Genomic DNA, 20,296 nt, shown 5'->3' with positions numbered 1-20,296 from the left:
TATGTCAGCTCCATTAGTAGTATTAAACGTGGTTGGTTTAAGCCCTTACATGCTTGGTGAACACACCCCTAATTTAAATAAATTATTAGACAAAGGTTATCAAAGTCAGTCGTTAGCTGTTGAGTTTCCAGCCGTTACTACTACTGCTCAATCGGCAATGGTTACCGGTAAACAAGCCTCTGAGCACGGTATTGTTGGCAACGGTTGGTATTTTCATGAACTGGCCGAAGTTGGCTTTTGGAAACAGGCGAATCAGCTTGTTCAATCAGATAAAATTTGGGATGTTTTAAAGAAAAAGAACCCTGCTTTAAAAGTGTCTAAATTATTTTGGTGGTACAACATGTACGCCAATGTTGATAACAGTATGACCCCAAGGCCGCATTATTTAGCCGATGGTAATAAAATATTTGATTTGTATTCTTCACCTAATGGTCTTCATCAAAATATTGAAAGTGATATTGGAAAATTCCCCTTTTTTAACTTTTGGGGTCCCAAGGCAGGTATTGGCGCAAGTCAGTGGATTGCTAAAGCAGCAGTAAAAGAGTTTGAACTTAATAAACCCGATTTACAATTAGTCTACTTACCTCATCTGGATTATTGTTTACAAAAATTGGGGCCAGAACATACTTCTATTCCAGCTGAAATTTTAGCAATCGATAAAGTAGTTGGCGAAATCATTGATGCTTACCAGCAATACGAAGCAGAATTTATGATCGTATCTGAATACGGCATTACCGCCGTTAATAAGCCCATCCATATTAATCGAATTTTACGTGAGCAAGGTTATATTGAAATACGTGAAACTCAACTCAGTAAAAAACAAACAATTGAAAATATTGATTGTGCCGCTTCTGAAGTATTCGCGGTATCAGACCATCAATGTGCTCACGTTTACATTAAGAATAAACACAATAGTGATAAGGTTAAAAACTTGTTGTTATCTATAGACGGAATCGATGAAGTATTAGATAAAGAAGAACAAAAAAAATACGGTTTAGCACATCAACGTAGTGGTGATTTGGTAGCAATAAGCAATGCGGATGCGTGGTTTACTTATTACTTCTGGTTAGACGATAACAAAGCCCCTGAGTTTGCTCGAACCGTAGATATACACAGGAAAATTGGTTATGACCCTGTAGAGATGTTTATTGATCCTGACATTCAATTTCCGTTGTTAAAAGTAGCGAGTAAAGTGCTACGTAAGAAATTAGGTTTTCGCTATTTAATGGATGTTATTCCGCTAGATGCTGATCTTATCAAGGGTAGCCATGGACGTATTACTGATGATAAAAACCTAGGGGCAATACTCATAGCCTCTGAAAAATCACTACTGAAAAATAAAAACTATAAACAAACAGATGTATTTGATTTGATATTAGCACATTTTTCTAATGCGTAATTCAAAGTACATATACTCAGCTAAATATTAACTGTTCTTCAAACAAAAAATAGACAAACCGAAGTTTGTCTATTTTTTTAATACATTATCTGAATTTTAAATATTCGTAAACGTCCGGCGATCAAGAAGAACAAATAAGGACAACAAATAAATAGGGACATATATGTCCCTATTTACCTATTACAAGATAATCTAACTTCCCCTTTTTCTAACAACTGGTTTTCGTAATACTCAACAACACTGATACGAAAACAAATAAGGACAGCCATAAATTTAAATTACATGGATTCCCGACAAAGTACTTCGGGAATGACATAGAGATAATAAGCACCTAACTTTTGCTCGTCATCCCCGTGGTGTCTTGGTCGGGGATCCAGTTTTTGGGGTTAATTTTATTAACTGCATGGCTTGAAATTTACATTTTCTGCTTGGCGTCGCGGTGGCGACCACACCCAAGGGGCGACGTACCGCCGCGCCTCCCCTTGGAACCCCTGCGGCGTCCGCTCAGTGAAAAGCATAAATCACAATTTTGAGTTTACAGTCAATACCTGCCGATATTCGTCCATGAAAAGCGGCAGTCTTCGCCATCCATGGCTCAGCTTGACTGACACTTTACAAAATTGATATTTATTCACTGAGACGGAATTGGTGTTCTTGGCAGCTATTACAGATAACGATGACCGTTGAGTTTTTAAGTCTTAAACAAATAAGGAAAACAAATAAGGACAGCCATAAATTTAAATCATCACACACGCTCAAAATAAACCTAATAAAACTATTCAAAAATAATACAGCAGCAACAAAACTTAACCTATTTAATGTTAACTATCTATTTTTCATCGAAATCAACATTTTTTAGGCAAGTCCCCCTTTACAAATGGCTTGTATGACAAAGAAACTAATAAGATAAAATAACTAAAACTTACTTAAATACTTGAGCTTGCCGTCGCTGACCGCTTATCCAGTTTTTATTCGTATGTAAGGCAAATTCCGATAACTCTTCTAATGAACCAACAGCATAATGATATTGTTTACCAAAGTGTTGGGCCAAATTCAGCCAGTTTTCTTGATTAATACCTAATTGCTGCAATAACGACATACCTTGCAAGTTGATTGCACCAAGCTTATCTTCTCGAATTATTTTCCCTGTTTCTTCAACTAGCGTTAAATAATCAAGTAAAGAGTAAGTGATACCTTTGGATGAATTTTGATGGTCATTTCCGATAAAGCCTAATAAGGGTTTTATCGGAAATGACAATTGTGATGGGGTATCAATATCACTTGCCTTATCATGAATACGCTCAAAAATGGATGTGTATTGTGATGTTTGTATCGTTTGAGCCATCTTAGCCCTAACTGGGTTTAAATCAACATAGGCCATACACGCTAAAACGGCTTTTTCATCGAGTAACGCTTGCGATTTAAAGCGCCCCTCCCAAAACCGACCTTTACAGCTATCTTCATCATTGGCTTTACGCGCAACATATTCATTCAGGTTTCTCATAAACCACGAGAGATCAACTAAACGCTCTCGCCATTTATCAATAATTTCTTGTGCTTTATCTATTTCAGCTTGGCAGCTACTCATACCCGATTGCAATCGTTCAACTAGAGGGTGACCATGGTATAGTTGCAGCCAACGTTGACAAACTTCCTCATCACACCACAATTTAGCTTGCTCTTCATCTACATACACAACAATATGATAATGATTTGACATCACGGCATAAGCGGCAACATCTATAGCAAAAACTGTTGTTAAAAAACGGATACGATCAACCATCCATTGGCGGCGATGTTCATAGCTTTGTTTAGAATAGGCATCTTCACCACAAAGATAAGCGCGGCGAACACAGCGAGAAATTAAGTGATAATAACGGGTATCTTCCAGTGATATTTGCTTACTACGTGATTGAGTCATAAAACCTCTCCTTAGGTTGTTACTTAACCATAGTAAAAAAGCTTTATTTATTCAATAATAGATGGGTGTCCCCGTTTACTTAATAGATGGGTGTCCCCGTTTACTTAATAGATGGGTGTCCCCGTTTACTTATCCCCGTTTACTTAGTACAGTCGATTGTTCAAGCAGTCAATGGTGAGGATGAGATTTGGATGCTAGAAAGTGGTATGAGGAATAGATTGCATATCTGGAGGATGAGTGATGAATAAGCTATCACTACGGATAAATGGAAATGTACTTAACTTATTGTAGCTGTTTTTTTAGAAGATTTTTATGTAATTCTAATACAGCTAATGAATCCGGATAATCTTTATTCATTTTATCAATAAAACGATAAAGTTTTTTGTATGAAGATTTGTCTACCGAATAAGTAAACGATAACAATCCATTTATATGGTCAAATTCATTATGCTTACCAACGAAAGCATGATGTATTTTGGCCCTGATTTCTCTTAATTTAACTCTTCCTATTCCAGCACTTGATTCAGATAATACAAGACCAGTAATCATTTTTTGCCTTTTAGTTCCACATAATTTCGTCTTGGATTTATTAATTTTAAAATTTTCATCCGATATTATCGTACCTATAAAGTCCTTTGCTTTTTGTAGCTTTTGGATATTGTTGGCAGATAATGTTATATCATCTGCATACCTAGTATAAACAATTCCCTTAGGACCAGCATAACCATTTATTCTAGAATCCAGCTTATCACAGATTAAATTGGATAATTTAGGTGATGTCGGCGCACCTTGGGGTAATCCACCTTTGTACACACATAAATTAGTTAATAACACACACATTTCTTTATTGTAACCGACTGACTTAAAAAGAGTAAAAACCTTAGATGCCTTTACAGTTGGAAAAAAATTTTCTAAATCAATGGTCAATACAAATGTAGATCCAATATGTGGGAATGCATTATCTAGTATAGAAGTGCCTTTTTCAAAGCCCTTAGAGTAAATTGAGGGTGAAAGTTTATCTAAGATATTTCGTAAAATCCAACTTTGGATAGCTTTTAATTCGCGAGATGGTTGAGCAATTTCTCGTGTCTTTCCATTAGTTTTAGGCAATTCATATGTGAGATATATAAATTCTGCTCTTACAGATAAATATCTAATTTTTTCTATTGATAGCCTTGCGTGTTTAGCTAAGTCTTCAATAGATTGCATAACCGGTAGACCAATATTTTTCAATCGATATATATTGTTAATTGTCATGTGGCGCAACATCCTTACGTCTTAAGTTCTGGATATAAAAATGCAGCTCAAGCGACGAGTCGCTTGTTCTGCATATTTATATGCGGCATTGTTCTAGTTTATGTGCAGGATAGCGAAACACTACCCAGTGAGTTTGACCTCACTCGCTAAGGATGTGCGCCTACTGAACTCTACCATAGCTCACACTAGAGTTTCTACGATTTTCTGTATTCAAGATCTCTATTCTAGCTTTATCAAGAGATTGATCTTTAAAAGTTTTACGAACATAGTCAGCACCAAGCTCTGTAACTTTAAATCCTTTAGGTGTTCGGGTAATGTAATTTTTGGAGACTAAGCGCCCCAATGAAGACTTTGTAGCTATTTCGCATAGCTGCTTATTGTGATCCGTTGCAAATTCTAAAAGTTTGTAAAGTTTTCCATGATCAATTTCGTCAATAAGGTAAATACAGGGTAAAATAAAATTTTCAGTCTCAAGTAAGTTAGCTACATTCTTAGGGACTGGATGAGCCTTTCTAATTTTAGTAATTTGATCATTTACTTTCTTATATAAATCTTTTTTATTATCTTCATCAGAAAAGTCGCCATAATTCAAATGAAATACTTTCCCTGTATCTGATGCTTTTACTAACCGATTAGGACCATAATTAATAAAGCTTTTATCACGTTCGTACTTTTTATTGGCTAAAACAATCATCTTTTCAGCCAATTTTTCATTATTCGAAAACGCACCTAATTCAGCAAAAGAGCCTGGACTTTCAGGAAAAATCACAATTGCATCGACACTTCCTGCTAGAACATTTTCCAATGTTAATAGGCTATGTTTTCCCGCACCAGCAAGTAAATCATCAAAGATATCTTCAGGATATAAAAGCTCATACCTTGCAACTGATGAAAATAATGATGCCATTTTTGATCTTGCAGTTTTATTATTTTTAATATCAGCACCGCATAGAAAAACAGTAACTTGTTTTTCATTTTTAGGTACAAATATTTTATCCTTTACTATTTTGGATACTTGCTCTAAGTCTTTATCTCTCAGGTTTCTTTCCATATTTTTTACAACACCTTTCAGTACAAACTAATGTTTAATTTGGAAATATATTAAGAGAGTTTTATATCCGTCTTAATTTAAATCTGTTTCCATTATCGACCGACATAACACTACTATAATAGATAACTTAGTAGTAACTATTTTTTAGTCTTTTACTCTTAGACGAATATTGCTTTTAACAAAAGAAAAAGGCGAACCATTTCTGGTTCGCCTATATAAGATTTATCTAAAGTTTCCAACTACATTTGCAGTTTCCAACTTGATGTTACCGGTTTCCAACTTGATCTGTTGTGATCAAGAGTTAACTAATCCACATAAGTCTCAATCGGTGGACAACTACACACCAAATTTCGATCCCCATACACATCATCAATTCTGTTAACCGTTGGCCAGAATTTATTCGCCGCAGCGGCTGGCACAGGAAATACTGCTTCGGCAACGGTATAACCGCGCTCCCATACATCAGTAATATCAGCTAACGTATGTGGTGCGTTGTGTAATGGGTTGTTGTCTAACGTCCATTCGCCTGATTCTACTTTACGTACTTCATCACGAATACAAACCATAGCCTCAATAAAGCGATCTAATTCAACTTTCGATTCAGACTCTGTTGGCTCAATCATGAACGTGCCTGCAACTGGGAACGACATAGTTGGCGCGTGGAACCCGTAGTCGATTAAACGCTTAGCAATATCAACTTCGGTAATACCAGATGATGCTTTAAGCGGACGTAAATCAATAATACATTCGTGTGCTACTCGGCCATTTTTACCTGTGTATAACAACGGGTAATGTTGGCTAAGTTTAGTGGCTACATAGTTCGCATTAGTAATGGCGTATTTAGTTGCATCGGTAACACCTTGCTTACCTAACATTGCACAATATAGGTATGAGATACATAAAATACCTGCGCTACCAAATGGTGCTGCTGATACTGCGCCGTTGCCTGCTGTACTTGCATCTACATTGATAATTGCGTGATCAGGTAAGAACGGTGCTAAATGCGCTTTAACGCCGATAGGACCCATACCTGGACCACCGCCACCGTGTGGAATAGCGAAAGTTTTGTGTAAGTTAAGATGCGAAACATCAGCGCCAATAAAGCCTGGTGACGTTAAGCCAACTTGCGCGTTCATGTTGGCGCCATCAAGGTAAACTTGACCACCATTGTCGTGAACTATATTACAAATTTCGGCGATTGTAGTTTCATAAACACCGTGTGTTGATGGGTAAGTGATCATGATACATGCTAGGTTGTCACGTAACTCTTCAGCTTTGGCTGTTAAGTCGGCCATGTCAACGTTACCTTCTTTGTCACAATCTACTACAACCACTTTAAAACCAACCATTTGTGCGGTTGCTGGGTTTGTGCCATGTGCTGAAGATGGAATTAAACAAATATTACGATGAGAATCACCACGGCTTTCGTGATATTTAACAATTGAAATTAAACCTGCGTATTCACCTTGCGCGCCAGAGTTTGGTTGCATCGACATTTTGTCGTAACCTGTTAACTCAACTAACCAGTCGGCTAGCTCGTCAATCATTTGCTTGTAACCTTGCGCTTGGTCGATTGGCGCAAACGGATGCATGTTAGCGAATTCTGGCCATGATACTGGGATCATCTGCGCGGTTGCATTTAACTTCATGGTACAAGAGCCAAGCGAAATCATTGAGTGATTTAAGGCTAAATCTTTGTTTTCTAATTTTTTAATGTAACGCAGCATTTCAGTTTCGCTGTGATACGAGTTAAATACTGGGTGCGTTAAAATTTCTGACTCACGAATAAGTGATGCAGGAATTGATGAATGACCACAGGCAACAATTTTATCATCAAGCTCTGCCACGTTTAAGCCATGCCCTTCGCCTAATAAAATATCGAAAAGCTCAGCGACATTTTCACGGGTGGTGGTTTCGTCAATTGAAATTGAAATTTGACCTTCTACATCAGTTCTAAAATTTACACCTGCAGCTAATGCGCGGGCAACAACATCCGCTTTATTATCTAAATTGAATGTTAAAGTATCAAAGTAGTTCGCATGAATAGCGGTAACGCCGTTCATCGCCGTACCTAAACATAAAATATCAGTTAAACGGTGAATACGATTAGCAATGGTTTTTAAACCTTGTGGGCCGTGATAAATCGCGTAAAACGCTGCCATGTTGGCTAATAATACTTGTGCCGTACAGATGTTTGAGTTGGCTTTTTCGCGGCGAATATGTTGCTCACGCGTTTGCATTGCCATACGTAAAGCTGCATTACCGCGTGTGTCTTTTGAAACACCAATAATACGACCCGGTAAAGAACGCTTGTATTTGTCTGACGTGGTAAAGAACGCAGCATGTGGACCACCATAGCCCATAGGCACACCAAAACGTTGGCTTGAACCAATAACGGCATCTGCCCCTAATTCACCCGGCGCTTTTAATAGCACTAAGCTCATAATGTCGGCAGCTACAGCAACAATACCTTTTTTCTCATGTACTTGCGCGATAAGGTCTGAAATATCACGTAGTTCACCCGTTGCACTTGGGTATTGTAATAATGCGCCAAATACATCGTGATTAACTACGTCTTCTGCAGGTGCAATAACAACGTCAAAACCAAACATATCAGCACGTTGTTTAACAACGTCGATGGTTTGTGGGTAAACATCACTTGAGATAAAGAATAAGTTTGATTTTTTGTTTTTAGAAACACGCTTAGCTAATGCCATTGCTTCGGCGGCGGCTGTGCCTTCATCTAATAACGACGCAGAAGCCAGTTCAAGACCGGTAAGGTCGATACACATTTGCTGATAGTTTAATAATGACTCTAAACGACCTTGGGCAATTTCAGGTTGGTATGGCGTGTAGGCAGTGTACCAGCCTGGATTTTCTAACACGTTACGCAAAATAACGTTTGGTGTTAACGTGCCGTAGTAACCTAAACCAATATAGGTGTCGTTTACTTTATTTAAGCTAGCAACGGCTTTTAAATCAGCCAATGCTTGCACTTCTGTTTTGCTCTCTTGAATATTTGGTAAGTCAGCTAAACGAATAGCGCTTGGTACAATTTCATCAATTAAGGCGTCAACTGAATCAACACCAAGATCTGCTAGCATACCTTGTGTTTGCACTTCATTTGAACCGATGTGGCGACGAATAAAGTCTTGTTTTTGCTCTAATTGATTTAACGACAAAGCGTTAGAATTACCCGTATTTTCTGAGGTCATAACAGTTTCACTTAAATAAATATTGTTAATTTTGGAAAAAGAAAACCTCGAACTACATTGTTCAAGGTTTTAATTTAATATCTTTACATGCTTGTGCATTTACTTATGCAATTACTTATGCATTTAGCTAAGCTTCGTCATCCCCGTAATGTATTAATCGGGGACCCAGTTACTAAAAACATCATGGATCTTCGATCAGAAACTTCGAAGATGACGTATTCAGAATTTAGCTGAATTAATTACTTGAGCATGTAATTTAAATATCTGCAATTGAGACAGACGTTTTTTGAAAATAGTCAGTGTTTAGGCAAGGCGCTTTTATTCTGATTTGACTGAGCTTAGTCCGCTAAGTGATACCTAATAAGAACTTTAGCAACGCCGCATAAACGTTGAGTGTGACCGAAAACTTTAACTAAGATAATCAAGCTTTAGACAAAGCACTCAAGCTGCGAGCCGTTGGCGCGTACTTTAGTACGTAACAAGGCGAGTAGCGAAGAGTAATGCCGACTAAACTGGATTAGCGACGTTAAAAATTAGTCTTCGATTGAAGTGGCGTATGCCTCTGCATCTAGAAGAGCATCTAACTCACTCTCATCTTCAACTTTCATTTTAAACAACCAACCGTCACCAAACGCATCTGAGTTAACTAATTCTGGCGCATCTTCAAGCTCTTCGTTTATTTCAACTACTTCACCTGTGATTGGCGCGTAAATATCAGAAGCCGCTTTAACCGATTCTGCAACAGCAACATCATCACCCGTAGCTATTTGATCGCCTACTTCTGGTAACTCAACAAATACCATATCACCTAAAAGCTCTTGCGCATGCTCAGTAATACCAATAGTAACAATGCCGTTACCTTCTACACGAACCCATTCGTGCGTAGCTACATATTTTAATTCAGATGGAGTGTTGCTCATTTTATTTTCCTATTCTTAATAGAGTTAAGGTAGAGTAAATTTTATTCAATTTTATAGCATAAAAGCTATGAACTAATTATTTTTTCTTAAAAACTTAATATTCATCATTTTCAGCCATTTCAAGCGGGACGAATTTAATTCTAAATAGTTGGAATCGCAGTGAAGCGGTCAAGTTGCGAGGCGCTGAGCTTAGTTTACTAAGTGATTGCGCCGAGCAGCGTAGACAATAAAACTGCGGTTTCAAATATGACGGATGAATTAGAATACTTTTTTACCGTTACGTACGAAGCTAGGCTTAGTCACTGTAACTTTTACTAATTTCTTACGCATTTCAACTTCAACCACATCACCAATATTTACATTACGCGGTACACGCGCTAAAGCAACACTGTGACCTAATGTTGGCGAGAAAGTACCTGAAGTAATTTCACCATTACCAAATTCGGTAACAACCACTTGATGTGAACGTAATACGCCCTTTTCAGTTAATATTAAACCAACAAGCTTAGGCTGTTCACCGGCAGCATTTTGCGCCGCTAATACATCACGACCAATAAAATCACGATCGCTTGGCTCCCAGCTAATTGTCCACGCCATGTTAGCGGCAAGTGGCGAAATGGTTTCGTCCATATCTAAACCGTAAAGGTTCATACCTGCTTCTAAACGCAAGGTATCACGTGCACCTAAACCACAAGGAGCAACGCCTAAATCTAATAATTTTTGCCAAAAATCTTCGGTTGCATTTTCAGGAATGATAATTTCATAACCCTCTTCACCTGTGTAACCTGTGGTCGCAATGAATAAATCATCTGCTTGAACACCAAAAAATGGCTTCATGTCGGCAATAGCTTCAAGTTGAGTTGGTGTTAATAACTTAGCAACTTGCGCTTTTGCTTCTGGGCCTTGCACGGCGATCATGCCAAATTCTGGGCGTTCGATAATGCTAAGGTCAAACCCTGCTGCTTGTTGTTCCATCCACGATAAATCTTTTTCGCGTGTTGCTGAGTTAACCACTAAACGGTAATCAGTATCTGAGAAGAAATAGATAATTAAATCGTCAATTACCCCGCCTTGCTCATTTAACATACCAGCATAAAGGGCTTTGCCTTTTACTGTAAGTTTTGCAACATCGTTAGTAACTAAACGACGTAGGAATGCTTTGGCGTCTGTACCTTGTACATCAACAATTGTCATGTGTGAAACGTCGAACATACCAGATTGAGTTCTTACTGCATTATGCTCTTCAATTTGAGAGCCGTAGTTAATTGGCATTTCCCAGCCATAGAAATCAACCATTTTTGCGCCCGCAGCTATGTGCTTGGCATGTAATACTGTTTTACTGGTCATCTGTTTCACCTAAAGGTTAACGAACAAAAATTTAACTAATAAGACTTAGGTAATGCTTATTAAAAAGTTGGCTAATTATAGCGCTGCACTTTTGTTGATTCAACAACAAAAAGCAAGGTTAAAAGAACATATAACAGCCTTAACGAGCATGACCGAATTTTATTTTTATAAACACAAAAAATAAAAATTAAAAACAATTAAATATAAGTAAATAATCAATAAAACAAATAAAAACCGAAAGTGTGATATAACTTATTTTTGAGCTTATTGTTTAGTTGATTTTTAAGTTAGTTTGGCGAGTTAATTGAAGAAATGATCGGGAAGTAATTTAGCAATAAAGAACATGGATTCCCGACAAGTAACTTCGGGAATGACGTAATGCTATGCAGGTGATTTGATGTTGTAATATCACTTCAGATAAAGGCTAGAGATAAGACCTAGGTTCTAGGAGTTAGATTCTAGGCTCTAGATCCTAATACCTTAAATCTTTTATAAAGTATCTTTTGAATAAGCTAGAGCTGGTAAGTCTGTTTTTATGCCTAGCGCTTGCGCAATAAGCTTGTTTTTAGCTGGAGCCAAGTTGTTGATTAAATTCATACCAACACCGCGCAATAATTTGATTGGCGATTGTTGCGGAGTAAATGCTTGTTTAATACCTGCCATTGCGGCAATCATCTCTGTGGCCTCACTTTTACGCCAGCGTGAGAAGGCTTTGAGATCAGTAAAGTTTACAAAGTCACTTTGACTTTCATCATGCTCATTAAGCTTTACTGTTAAAGTTTCCGCTAATGCTGCAGCATCTAACAAACCTAAATTAACACCTTGTCCCGCAAGAGGATGAATGGTGTGTGCAGCATCACCAACCAATACTACGCGATTTTTAACAAAGTCTTGTGCTAAACGCATGGTAAGTGGGTAGGTAAATCGCTCGCTAACTAGTTTTATATCACCTAATTTTCCGTCACTTGCTGCGGTTAATTCTTTAGAAAATTCAATATCATCAAGAGCAATTAAACGCTTAGCGTCTTCTGGCGAAGTAGAGTAAACAATAGAGCATAAATCTTTGTTTTCACTTGCAGTACTTGGAGACTGTAAAGGCAGAAAGGCTAAAGGTCCTGATGGAAGAAAAACTTGCCAAGCGGTATTTTTATGACCTTGTGGACATTGAACCGTCGCAACAATGGCGTGATGATCATAATCTTTAAAAATCATCTCCATGTTCATTTGTTTTCTAACCCAAGAGTTAGCACCGTCGGCACCAACTACTAATTTACTAATAATAGGTGTTGTCATTGGGCTATCTGATGTTTGTTCAAACGTAGCAAATATTTCGCTTTCACCATGACTAATACTGGCAAGTTTGTTACCCGTAAAAAAATGAATACCTTCATCACGTTCGGCTTGTTGCCATAAAGCATGGCGGATCATTTTGTTTTCGATGATCCAGCCTAAATTATTTTCGGTTGGAAAAATAGTACTGTCTTGTGCTGAAAAGTCTAGTTTACCTAAACCCGACTTATCCCAAACATGCATGTGCTGATAACCTTGTGCGCGACTTGCTTCTATCGTTTGCCATACGCCAATGTTTGAAAAGATGTTCTTGCTGGCAACATTAATGGCACTTACTCTTACGTCAATGTTGTCATCAAGTTCCGTTACTGCTTGTGTGTCGACCATAGCAATTGTTAATTGGCTTGTTTTACGCAACGCTAGTGCTAGCGTTAAACCCACCATACCGGCACCAACAATTAACACATCAAATTTTTGCATGTTTTATCTTCTTCAATTTTGTTAATAGCCCATCGTTTTTTTAACTAAGGCATTTTTAAGCGGCGACATAAAATTCAACCCTTGTAAGGCTATATTTCTGCCAAGCACTAATGGCGGTAGATCATTAGCAAATAAAGTCACTAATGAGTCGGTTAATGCAATGACATCACGCTGATCTTTAGCTCTATTTGTTTGATAAGTCTGTAATAAGGAAAAACTACCGATATCTTGGTTTGCAAGCAACGCTTCTTCAATTAATTTTGCCATCACTTTGACATCGCGCAAACCTAAATTAAACCCCTGTCCTGCAATTGGGTGAATAGTATGTGAGGAGTTACCAACTAGCGCCATGCGATGATAAGTTTGTTGTTGTGCTTGTAATAACACTAGCGGATAAGTATGACGTTTTCCTACCTGAGTAATAGTGCCAAGATAACTGCCAAAGGCGCGCTCAAGCTCTGTTTTAAAAGCCGTGTCATCTAATTGATTAATAACCTTTCCTTGCTCAGGCGTCATAGTCCACACCAAAGAACAACGGTTAGAGTCCGTACTATTGCCACTGGAATTAACAACAGCATTCGTTAACGGCAGCATGGCAATTGGACCAAATTCAGTAAAACGTTCAAACGCTTTGTTTTGATGATGTTTACTTGTAGAAACATTAGTAATAAGCGCAACTTGCTGATAATTTTCAGCATTAACCTTGATATTAGCGAGTTTTCTAACGGGAGATTGCACGCCATCGCAAGCGAGGATTAAACTTGCTGATAAAATTTTGTTTGAGTTTAAGGTAACCCTTACTTGAGCTTGATTTGCATTTTCGGTATGCCAGTCAATAGCTGAAATTGAGTCAGGACTAAACCACTGTATATTATCCGCTTGAGTATTATTCGCCTTAGTATTATCCGCCTTCGTATTATCCGCTTGACTATTTTTCAGTGCATTTAACTGTGCTTTGCCTATTTTTTCCATAGCAACAACGTAACCTAAAGCGTTTACGTTATGTTCTTTTGCTGCTAACCGTGCTTTACCAAAGTGACCACGATCAGAAATATCAATATCAGTGATAGCGCACGCGTCGCTTTTTAAATAGTGCCATGCCCCTAATTCATTGAGGTATTTTGCACTACCATGCGATAAGGCTAAAACACGCTCATCAAATAAGCTGCTGTCATTATTTAATTTTGACTTACTCACTGTTTGCATTTCGATAATAGCAATAGAAAGTAAACTGCCATCTTGTTTAGTCAGTTTACTTAAACTTAATGCCATTAAACTGCCCGATAAACCGCTGCCAGAAATAATGACATCAAAATGTTGATTAGTGTTTTTCGTCGTTGTCATTGATGATTAGCTCGTAGCCATTAAGGTTTCAATTTCTTCAATTGTTTGCGGAGAGTTAACCGTTAAGTTTTCAAAGCCGGTGTCAGTTACCGCAATATTGTCTTCAATTCGAATACCAATGCCACGCCACTTTTCTGCCACGCTTAAATCATCAAGTGGAATATAAAGCCCTGGCTCTATAGTCATTACCATGCCCTTTTCAAAAGCTCTGGTTTGCTCTCGTTTATCATTACTTTGATAATCACCCACGTCATGAACATCTAACCCTAGCCAATGACCAAGACCGTGAATGAAGTATTGCTTTATTTTTTTATCACTGAGAAGTTCGTTGAAATCACCAGTAAATAAGCCTAAATCGAGTAAACCTTGTGTTAAAAATGCATTAGTTATTACATTTAACTCTGCGAAAGTCATACCCGGCTTAATGGCATTGATGGCTAAGTTTTTGGCATCGAGTACCAATTGATATAGCGCTGCTTGCTCTTTATTGAACTTGCCATTAATAGGGAACGTACGGGTAATATCGGCGGCGTAACCTGATAATTCTGCGCCAGCATCAATCAGTAATAATTCGTTATTGTTGAGTGCGTCATTATTAGCTGTGTAATGTAAGATATTGGCATTATCGCCACCTGCTACAATGCTTGCGTATGCGGGGTATCTTGCGCCATGTCGAGAAAATTCATGTAAAAGCTCTGCTTCAATTTGATATTCAAACTTACCTACTTGGCATTTTTGCATAGCACGTTGATGCGCTAAACCTGAAATATGATTAGCTTGACGCATTAACGCTAATTCGTTTTCTGACTTAATTAAACGTAATTCTTCTACAATGGGATCAGAGTCAAATAAACATTGCGGTGTTTTTACGCCTTGGCGACTACGACTTTTTACTTGCTTTAACCAACTAAAAACTTGAGTTGAAAAATCAGGATCGTTAAAACCAAAATACACTTGGCTTTTACCTTCTAAATATTGAGGTATTAACGTATCAATTTCTTTAATTTCAAAACTTTTATCTACGGCGTAATCTTCTACCGCTTTCAGTTGCCCTATTCTGCGACCTTGCCAAATTTCATGCAAAGGATCTTTAGGCAAGGTAAATAAAACGGATTGCGCTGTACCATCGTTTGTTTTCATTAAAACTAGTAGCGCATCTGGCTCATTAAAGCCCGTTAGATAGTAAAAATGTTTGTTTTGACAGAAAGCAAATTCAGTATCATTGCTACGGGTAACTTCAGACGCAGCAGGAAAAATAGCAATACTGTTATTCACCATTTTTTCGATAAAAGCGGTGCGATGTTTCGTAAAGTCGCTTAGCGGTAATGTGCTTATTTGGGCTTTGGTCATTGTAAAAGCTTATATTGTCGTAAGTGGTGATTTTTAAGAGCTAACTTTTTATTAGATAATGTTTTTCAAACAACGGTGACTATATTAGTAGTCACCGTCTAAGTTAAATTTAATGAAGTATTTTAGGGGCGTCATTATTACTTTCGCGATTTGGCGGTGTCGCTAATTCGCTAAAACATAATAATGCTGAAATACGCACATATTCACCAATTTCAAAGTACGCTTGCTCAGTATCTTCATCTTCTTCCATTTCATCAGACAAGTTAGCTATTTCACCAAAGTCAGTAAGGACTTCTTTTACTTCTTCCGATACCACAGGGTTATCTTTTTGCTGTAAACCAAAACCTAAGTTAAAACCTTGTACCCATACACCTAACGCATGACCACGTTCAACAATAGAGTCATCATCATCTGGTAATAAAAGATTAAAGCTATAAGTATCGTCTAAAATACTGCTCCACAATTCACTAAACATTTGTTTAAGCGCTATTTTTATCGAACTTGGAAAGCTATCACCGTCATTGAACAAATCATTTAAGATAGTAAGGTAACCTTGATCTTCAAATTCAAAACCTGCACACACTAGCCCGGTTAAAACGCCATGTAACTCACTTGCATGGCAGTTAAGCCCTTCACTGGCTATGATGGCTTGCATGCTAGGAAAATCTATTAGGTCTTGCTTTGGATCGTTACTTGAAGTGATTTCGCTCATGATTGCTTTTATACTTTATATAGTTATGGAAGTTATAGGCTTTATGGTATCACTGCCGAAAATATCAGAAAAGGAAAATAACTGAAAACGCCAACTAAATGCGGGTAAGATCATTGTTTTTATTACGATCGTAGCAAATATAACTAATATGATCGCTTGCATCTAAAGCCTTGCATCGTTACTATTTAAATAACGGACTGAAAATAGCTAAATGATGGCTATCTTATTAAGAGATTTTAATAAGTATTTAATAAGTAATTGGAATTTTTATAAATGTCGCAACGCACCGTAGAAATCAACATAGTTGATCGCAAGCTAAAAGTAGCTTGCCCAATAGGGCAAGAAACTGCCTTATTAACGGCAGCGCAAGAGCTAAGTGATCGTTTAAAAAAAGCATCAAACAGTAAAGTGATCAGTACGCCAGAGCAGAGTTTATTAATGACCGCTTTGAACTTAGCTAATGATTTAATCAAAACTCAACAACAATTAAAAGTTGAGCAACAAGAAAACCAACAAAAAATAGCCTTGTTACAATCAACCATTGAACAAGCACTTTCCCCTACCAAGAAAAAAAGAGCTTAGCTGCAAACTTATATAACAAGTTTACATTACCGCAAAAATATTTAGTTACGATTAATCATCCGCACCCTATTTTTTTATACTTGCCTACCTTGCCTACAGTTAAAGCTTAAAAATAAAACATAACGAATAATTACCCATCACTTGGCAAGAAATTACAAAATAAACCTTATTTGATGCACCATTTTTAGCTATACTTATTTTGTCTTCTGGGGTGTTTGTATGCGAACTATGTCCCTGAGCCGATAAGTTTTACCTTAGGGAATTGATTGCTAGCTATTGTGCAAGCCCGGCTCGTATCGGGAAGCCTACGGTTAACATGATGATCCCGCCCTGAACACACGGTGTTCAGGACTATGTAAGCTGCGGCACCTTGGAAGCGCTAACTTCTCTAAAAAAACTCATAATCCCGCCCGCTCTTAAAGACAGGCACGGTGTTCTGGACTATATAAGCTGCGGCACCTTGGAAGCACTCAGTTCTCTAAAAAAAACTCATTTCAAAAAACTCATAATCCCGCCCGCTCTTAAAGACAAGCACGATATTCAGGACTATGTAAGCTGCGGCAACACTTACCGAACATAAGAAGCGCTCACTTCTCTAATAAAAAACTCTCATTTTATTTAAAAACTCATAATCCCGCCCGCTCTTAAAGACAGGCACGGTGTTCTGGGCTATATAAGCTGCGGCACCTTGGAAGCGTCAACTACCTTCTATTATAAAAAACATTCAAATATCAAAGAAAACCCCACCCTCTCTTAAAGACAGGCACGGTATTCAGGACTATGTAAGCTGCGGCACCTTGGAAGCGTCAATTATTATTCATTTGAATTCAAATCTATTTCTCATAATACCAAATCAATGATCCCACCCGTTCTTAAAGACAAGCACGGTGTTCAGGACTATGTAAGCTGCGGCACCTTGGAAGCGTCAACTACTTTCTATTATAAAAAACATTCAAATATCAAAAGTAACCTCTCACCAAACTAGTTAAAATAACTAAGCAATTAATTATGTTTGCTTTATCACTATTAAAGGCAATACAATTTATTGCATCTAGTTAACTATCTCGGTTTTTAAACTTATTACTTCGCCAACCAACACATTTAATTCAGCACCAATTGGTATTTTCGACTCAGGCGTCGGTGGCCTTTCTATTGCTAAGTGCATTAGCGAGCGGTTACCTTATGAAAATATTATTTATATCGCTGATAGCTTGTATGCACCTTATGGTGATAAGTCGGTCGATTTTATTATTGAACGTGTTAACGTAATTGCCCAACAGCTAATGGCAACAGGTGTTAAAGCTATTGTTATTGCTTGTAATACCGCTACTGTAAATGCTATTGAACAACTTCGAGCCCAAGTAAATATCCCTATTATTGGTGTTGAGCCCGCAATTAAACCTGCGGCTTTGCAAAGTATTACTAAAAAAGTTGCGGTATTAACAACACAGGCAACCAGTGAAAATAAGCGTTTTAAAGCCTTAATTGACGTACACAATAATGGCACACAGGTAATTATTAACCCGTGCCCCGGCTTAGTTGAGTTTATAGAGCAAGGACAACAAAACAGCTCTGCGTGTATTTCTTTATTGAAACAATATATCGAACCTTTAATTACAGCAGGCATTGATACTTTAGTGCTTGGTTGTACTCACTACCCTTTTGTACAACAACAAATACAGAATATTGTTGGTAGCCAAATAAATATTATTGAAACAACGGTGCCAGTGACGCAGCAATTAATCAAAAAATTAGCCGAAAACAATTTAAGTGCCAATCCTTCTCAAAAAGGAGATTGTTTATTTTTTAGTACATTAGCTGCTCATCAACAAGAAAGTTTATTCTGTCAGTTATGGCAAGGTAACGTACAGATAAAAAACATAACCATTTGATTTTTAATTACAATAAAAAACAACCCTCAATAAGTATTTTCACAAGAACAAGTTAAACATCAATATACTCTCCTAAATAAAAAAGAGACGTTTAGCCGTCTAGGCGTAAAAACACTAGAAAATAATTTTTAACCCGTGTAGAATCACCCTATTATTTTTTGTACAGATTTGCGCTTTAACACACATATTTAATACTCAGGTTTAGTATTCAGGTTAATACTCTGGCTAATAATCTGCTTTAATATTCAAGACGCGATTCAAAGTACAGTTCAAACACCAACTCAAATTTTTCTGAGGATTTATGTCTAGACACTTTTTTACTTCCGAGTCTGTTTCTGAAGGTCATCCTGATAAAATAGCCGATCAAATTTCTGATGCGGTATTAGATGCCATCATCGCCAAAGATAAAAACGCCCGTGTTGCCTGTGAAACTATGGTTAAAACCGGTGTTGCTATTATATCTGGTGAAGTATCAACTAATGCTTGGGTTGATTTAGAAACTATCACTCGTAACGTGATCAGTGATATTGGCTATACCTCATCAGATGTTGGTTTTGATGGCGAAACTTGTGGCATCATGAACTTAATTGGTCAACAGTCTCCAGAAATCGCGCAAGGTGTAGATCGCACTAAACCAGAAGATCAAGGCGCAGGCGATCAAGGTTTAATGTTTGGTTATGCAACCAATGAAACACCAACCTTAATGCCAGCACCACTTTATTACTCCCATCGTTTAGTTGAGCGTCAAGCTGAAGCACGTAAGTCGGGTGTTTTACCTTGGTTACGTCCAGATGCAAAATCACAAGTAACTTTTATCTATGAAGATAACAAGCCAGTAGCGATTGATACCGTTGTACTTTCTACTCAGCATAATCCTGAAATTAAACAAGAAGATTTAGTTGATGCGGTAATGGAAAACATTATTAAGCATGTTTTACCTGAAGAGTTATTAACAAGTGACACAAAATTTCATATCAACCCAACGGGTCGTTTTGTTATTGGTGGTCCAGTAGGCGATTGTGGTTTAACAGGTCGTAAAATTATTGTTGATACTTACGGCGGCATGGCTCGTCACGGTGGTGGCGCTTTCTCAGGTAAAGATCCATCAAAAGTTGATCGCAGTGCTGCTTATGCAGGTCGTTATGTTGCTAAAAACATTGTGGCTGCTGGTCTTGCTGATCGTTGTGAAATTCAAGTGTCATATGCTATTGGTGTTGCTGAGCCAACTTCTATCTCAATTGACACGTTTGGTACTGGTAAAGTAACAGAAGAGCGTTTAGTTGAATTAGTGCGTGAACATTTTGATCTACGCCCTTACGGCATCACTAAAATGTTAGACTTGTTACACCCAATGTACCAACAAACGGCTGCATACGGTCACTTTGGTCGCGAACCATTTGAAATGACTGTTGGTGATGATACGTTCACAGCATTTAGCTGGGAAAAAACAGATAAAGCAGACGCATTACGTATTGCTGCCGGTATTTAAGCGCTAAATTATACGTAAAGTAATAGCTTAAAACGCTAGTTTATAAA

At 37.7% G+C, this 20,296-nt stretch carries 14 protein-coding genes and 1 other RNA gene; 5 read left to right on the top strand and 10 right to left on the bottom strand.

Going from position 1 to position 20,296, the window contains the following annotated elements; all coding sequences use genetic code 11:
- Position 1: 1 nt before the first annotated feature.
- Positions 2–1,399: a nucleotide pyrophosphatase/phosphodiesterase family protein gene (locus KO502_RS01860; RefSeq protein WP_216020847.1), complete on the top strand. Its 1,398-nt coding sequence runs from the start codon at positions 2–4 to the stop codon at positions 1,397–1,399.
- A gap of 922 nt (positions 1,400–2,321) precedes the next feature.
- On the opposite strand, the gene KO502_RS01855 is transcribed toward KO502_RS01860, so the two are convergent.
- The 10 genes from KO502_RS01855 to KO502_RS01810 form a co-directional block, all read right to left on the bottom strand.
- Positions 2,322–3,320, bottom strand: coding sequence for a transposase (locus KO502_RS01855; RefSeq protein WP_216020846.1), 999 nt, complete (start codon positions 3,318–3,320; stop codon positions 2,322–2,324).
- Between the two features lie 282 nt (positions 3,321–3,602).
- Positions 3,603–4,577, bottom strand: coding sequence for a retron St85 family RNA-directed DNA polymerase (locus tag KO502_RS01850; RefSeq protein ID WP_216020845.1), 975 nt, complete (start codon positions 4,575–4,577; stop codon positions 3,603–3,605).
- 160 nt (positions 4,578–4,737) lie between these two features.
- Positions 4,738–5,628 carry a retron St85 family effector protein gene (locus KO502_RS01845; RefSeq protein ID WP_216020844.1) on the bottom strand — a complete coding sequence of 297 codons (891 nt, stop codon included), beginning with the start codon at positions 5,626–5,628 and terminating at the stop codon, positions 4,738–4,740.
- A gap of 305 nt (positions 5,629–5,933) precedes the next feature.
- A complete protein-coding gene (gcvP, locus tag KO502_RS01840) occupies positions 5,934–8,843 on the bottom strand; it encodes an aminomethyl-transferring glycine dehydrogenase (RefSeq protein ID WP_216020843.1) in 2,910 nt (969 codons plus the stop codon).
- A gap of 533 nt (positions 8,844–9,376) precedes the next feature.
- Positions 9,377–9,763 (bottom strand): glycine cleavage system protein GcvH, encoded by a 387-nt coding sequence (gene gcvH / locus KO502_RS01835; RefSeq protein ID WP_216020842.1) that lies wholly within the window; start codon positions 9,761–9,763, stop codon positions 9,377–9,379.
- A gap of 258 nt (positions 9,764–10,021) precedes the next feature.
- Positions 10,022–11,110, bottom strand: a complete 1,089-nt coding sequence (gene gcvT / locus KO502_RS01830; protein WP_216020841.1) for a glycine cleavage system aminomethyltransferase GcvT — start codon at positions 11,108–11,110, stop codon at positions 10,022–10,024.
- A 489-nt stretch (positions 11,111–11,599) separates the two neighbouring features.
- A complete protein-coding gene (locus KO502_RS01825; protein WP_216020840.1) occupies positions 11,600–12,880 on the bottom strand; it encodes an FAD-dependent monooxygenase in 1,281 nt (426 codons plus the stop codon).
- Between the two features lie 21 nt (positions 12,881–12,901).
- The gene (gene ubiH / locus KO502_RS01820; protein ID WP_216020839.1) at positions 12,902–14,224 is read right to left on the bottom strand and encodes a 2-octaprenyl-6-methoxyphenyl hydroxylase; all 1,323 of its coding nucleotides are present in this window, start codon (positions 14,222–14,224) and stop codon (positions 12,902–12,904) included.
- Positions 14,225–14,230: 6 nt separating this feature from the next.
- On the bottom strand, positions 14,231–15,574 hold the full coding sequence (pepP, locus tag KO502_RS01815) for a Xaa-Pro aminopeptidase (protein ID WP_216020838.1): 1,344 nt from the start codon (positions 15,572–15,574) through the stop codon (positions 14,231–14,233).
- A 109-nt stretch (positions 15,575–15,683) separates the two neighbouring features.
- Complete coding sequence (locus KO502_RS01810; RefSeq protein WP_216020837.1) at positions 15,684–16,286, bottom strand: UPF0149 family protein; 603 nt, start codon at positions 16,284–16,286, stop codon at positions 15,684–15,686.
- A 273-nt stretch (positions 16,287–16,559) separates the two neighbouring features.
- Here KO502_RS01810 and KO502_RS01805 point away from each other — a divergent pair, with 273 nt between their 5' ends.
- The 4 genes from KO502_RS01805 (at position 16,560) to metK (ending at position 20,249) form a co-directional block, all read left to right on the top strand.
- Complete coding sequence (locus KO502_RS01805) at positions 16,560–16,868, top strand: cell division protein ZapA (protein ID WP_216020836.1); 309 nt, start codon at positions 16,560–16,562, stop codon at positions 16,866–16,868.
- A 200-nt stretch (positions 16,869–17,068) separates the two neighbouring features.
- Positions 17,069–17,249: non-coding RNA, 6S RNA (ssrS, locus tag KO502_RS01800), on the top strand.
- A 680-nt stretch (positions 17,250–17,929) separates the two neighbouring features.
- Positions 17,930–18,760 carry a glutamate racemase gene (gene murI / locus KO502_RS01795; protein WP_354668292.1) on the top strand — a complete coding sequence of 277 codons (831 nt, stop codon included), beginning with the start codon at positions 17,930–17,932 and terminating at the stop codon, positions 18,758–18,760.
- Between the two features lie 301 nt (positions 18,761–19,061).
- Positions 19,062–20,249, top strand: a complete 1,188-nt coding sequence (gene metK, locus KO502_RS01790; protein WP_216020835.1) for a methionine adenosyltransferase — start codon at positions 19,062–19,064, stop codon at positions 20,247–20,249.
- The last annotated feature ends 47 nt before the right edge of the window (positions 20,250–20,296 follow it).

This window comes from Colwellia sp. E2M01, assembly GCF_018860585.1.
In the GTDB taxonomy this organism is placed as follows: domain Bacteria; phylum Pseudomonadota; class Gammaproteobacteria; order Enterobacterales; family Alteromonadaceae; genus Colwellia.
This window is presented reverse-complemented; position numbering and strand designations above follow the sequence as displayed.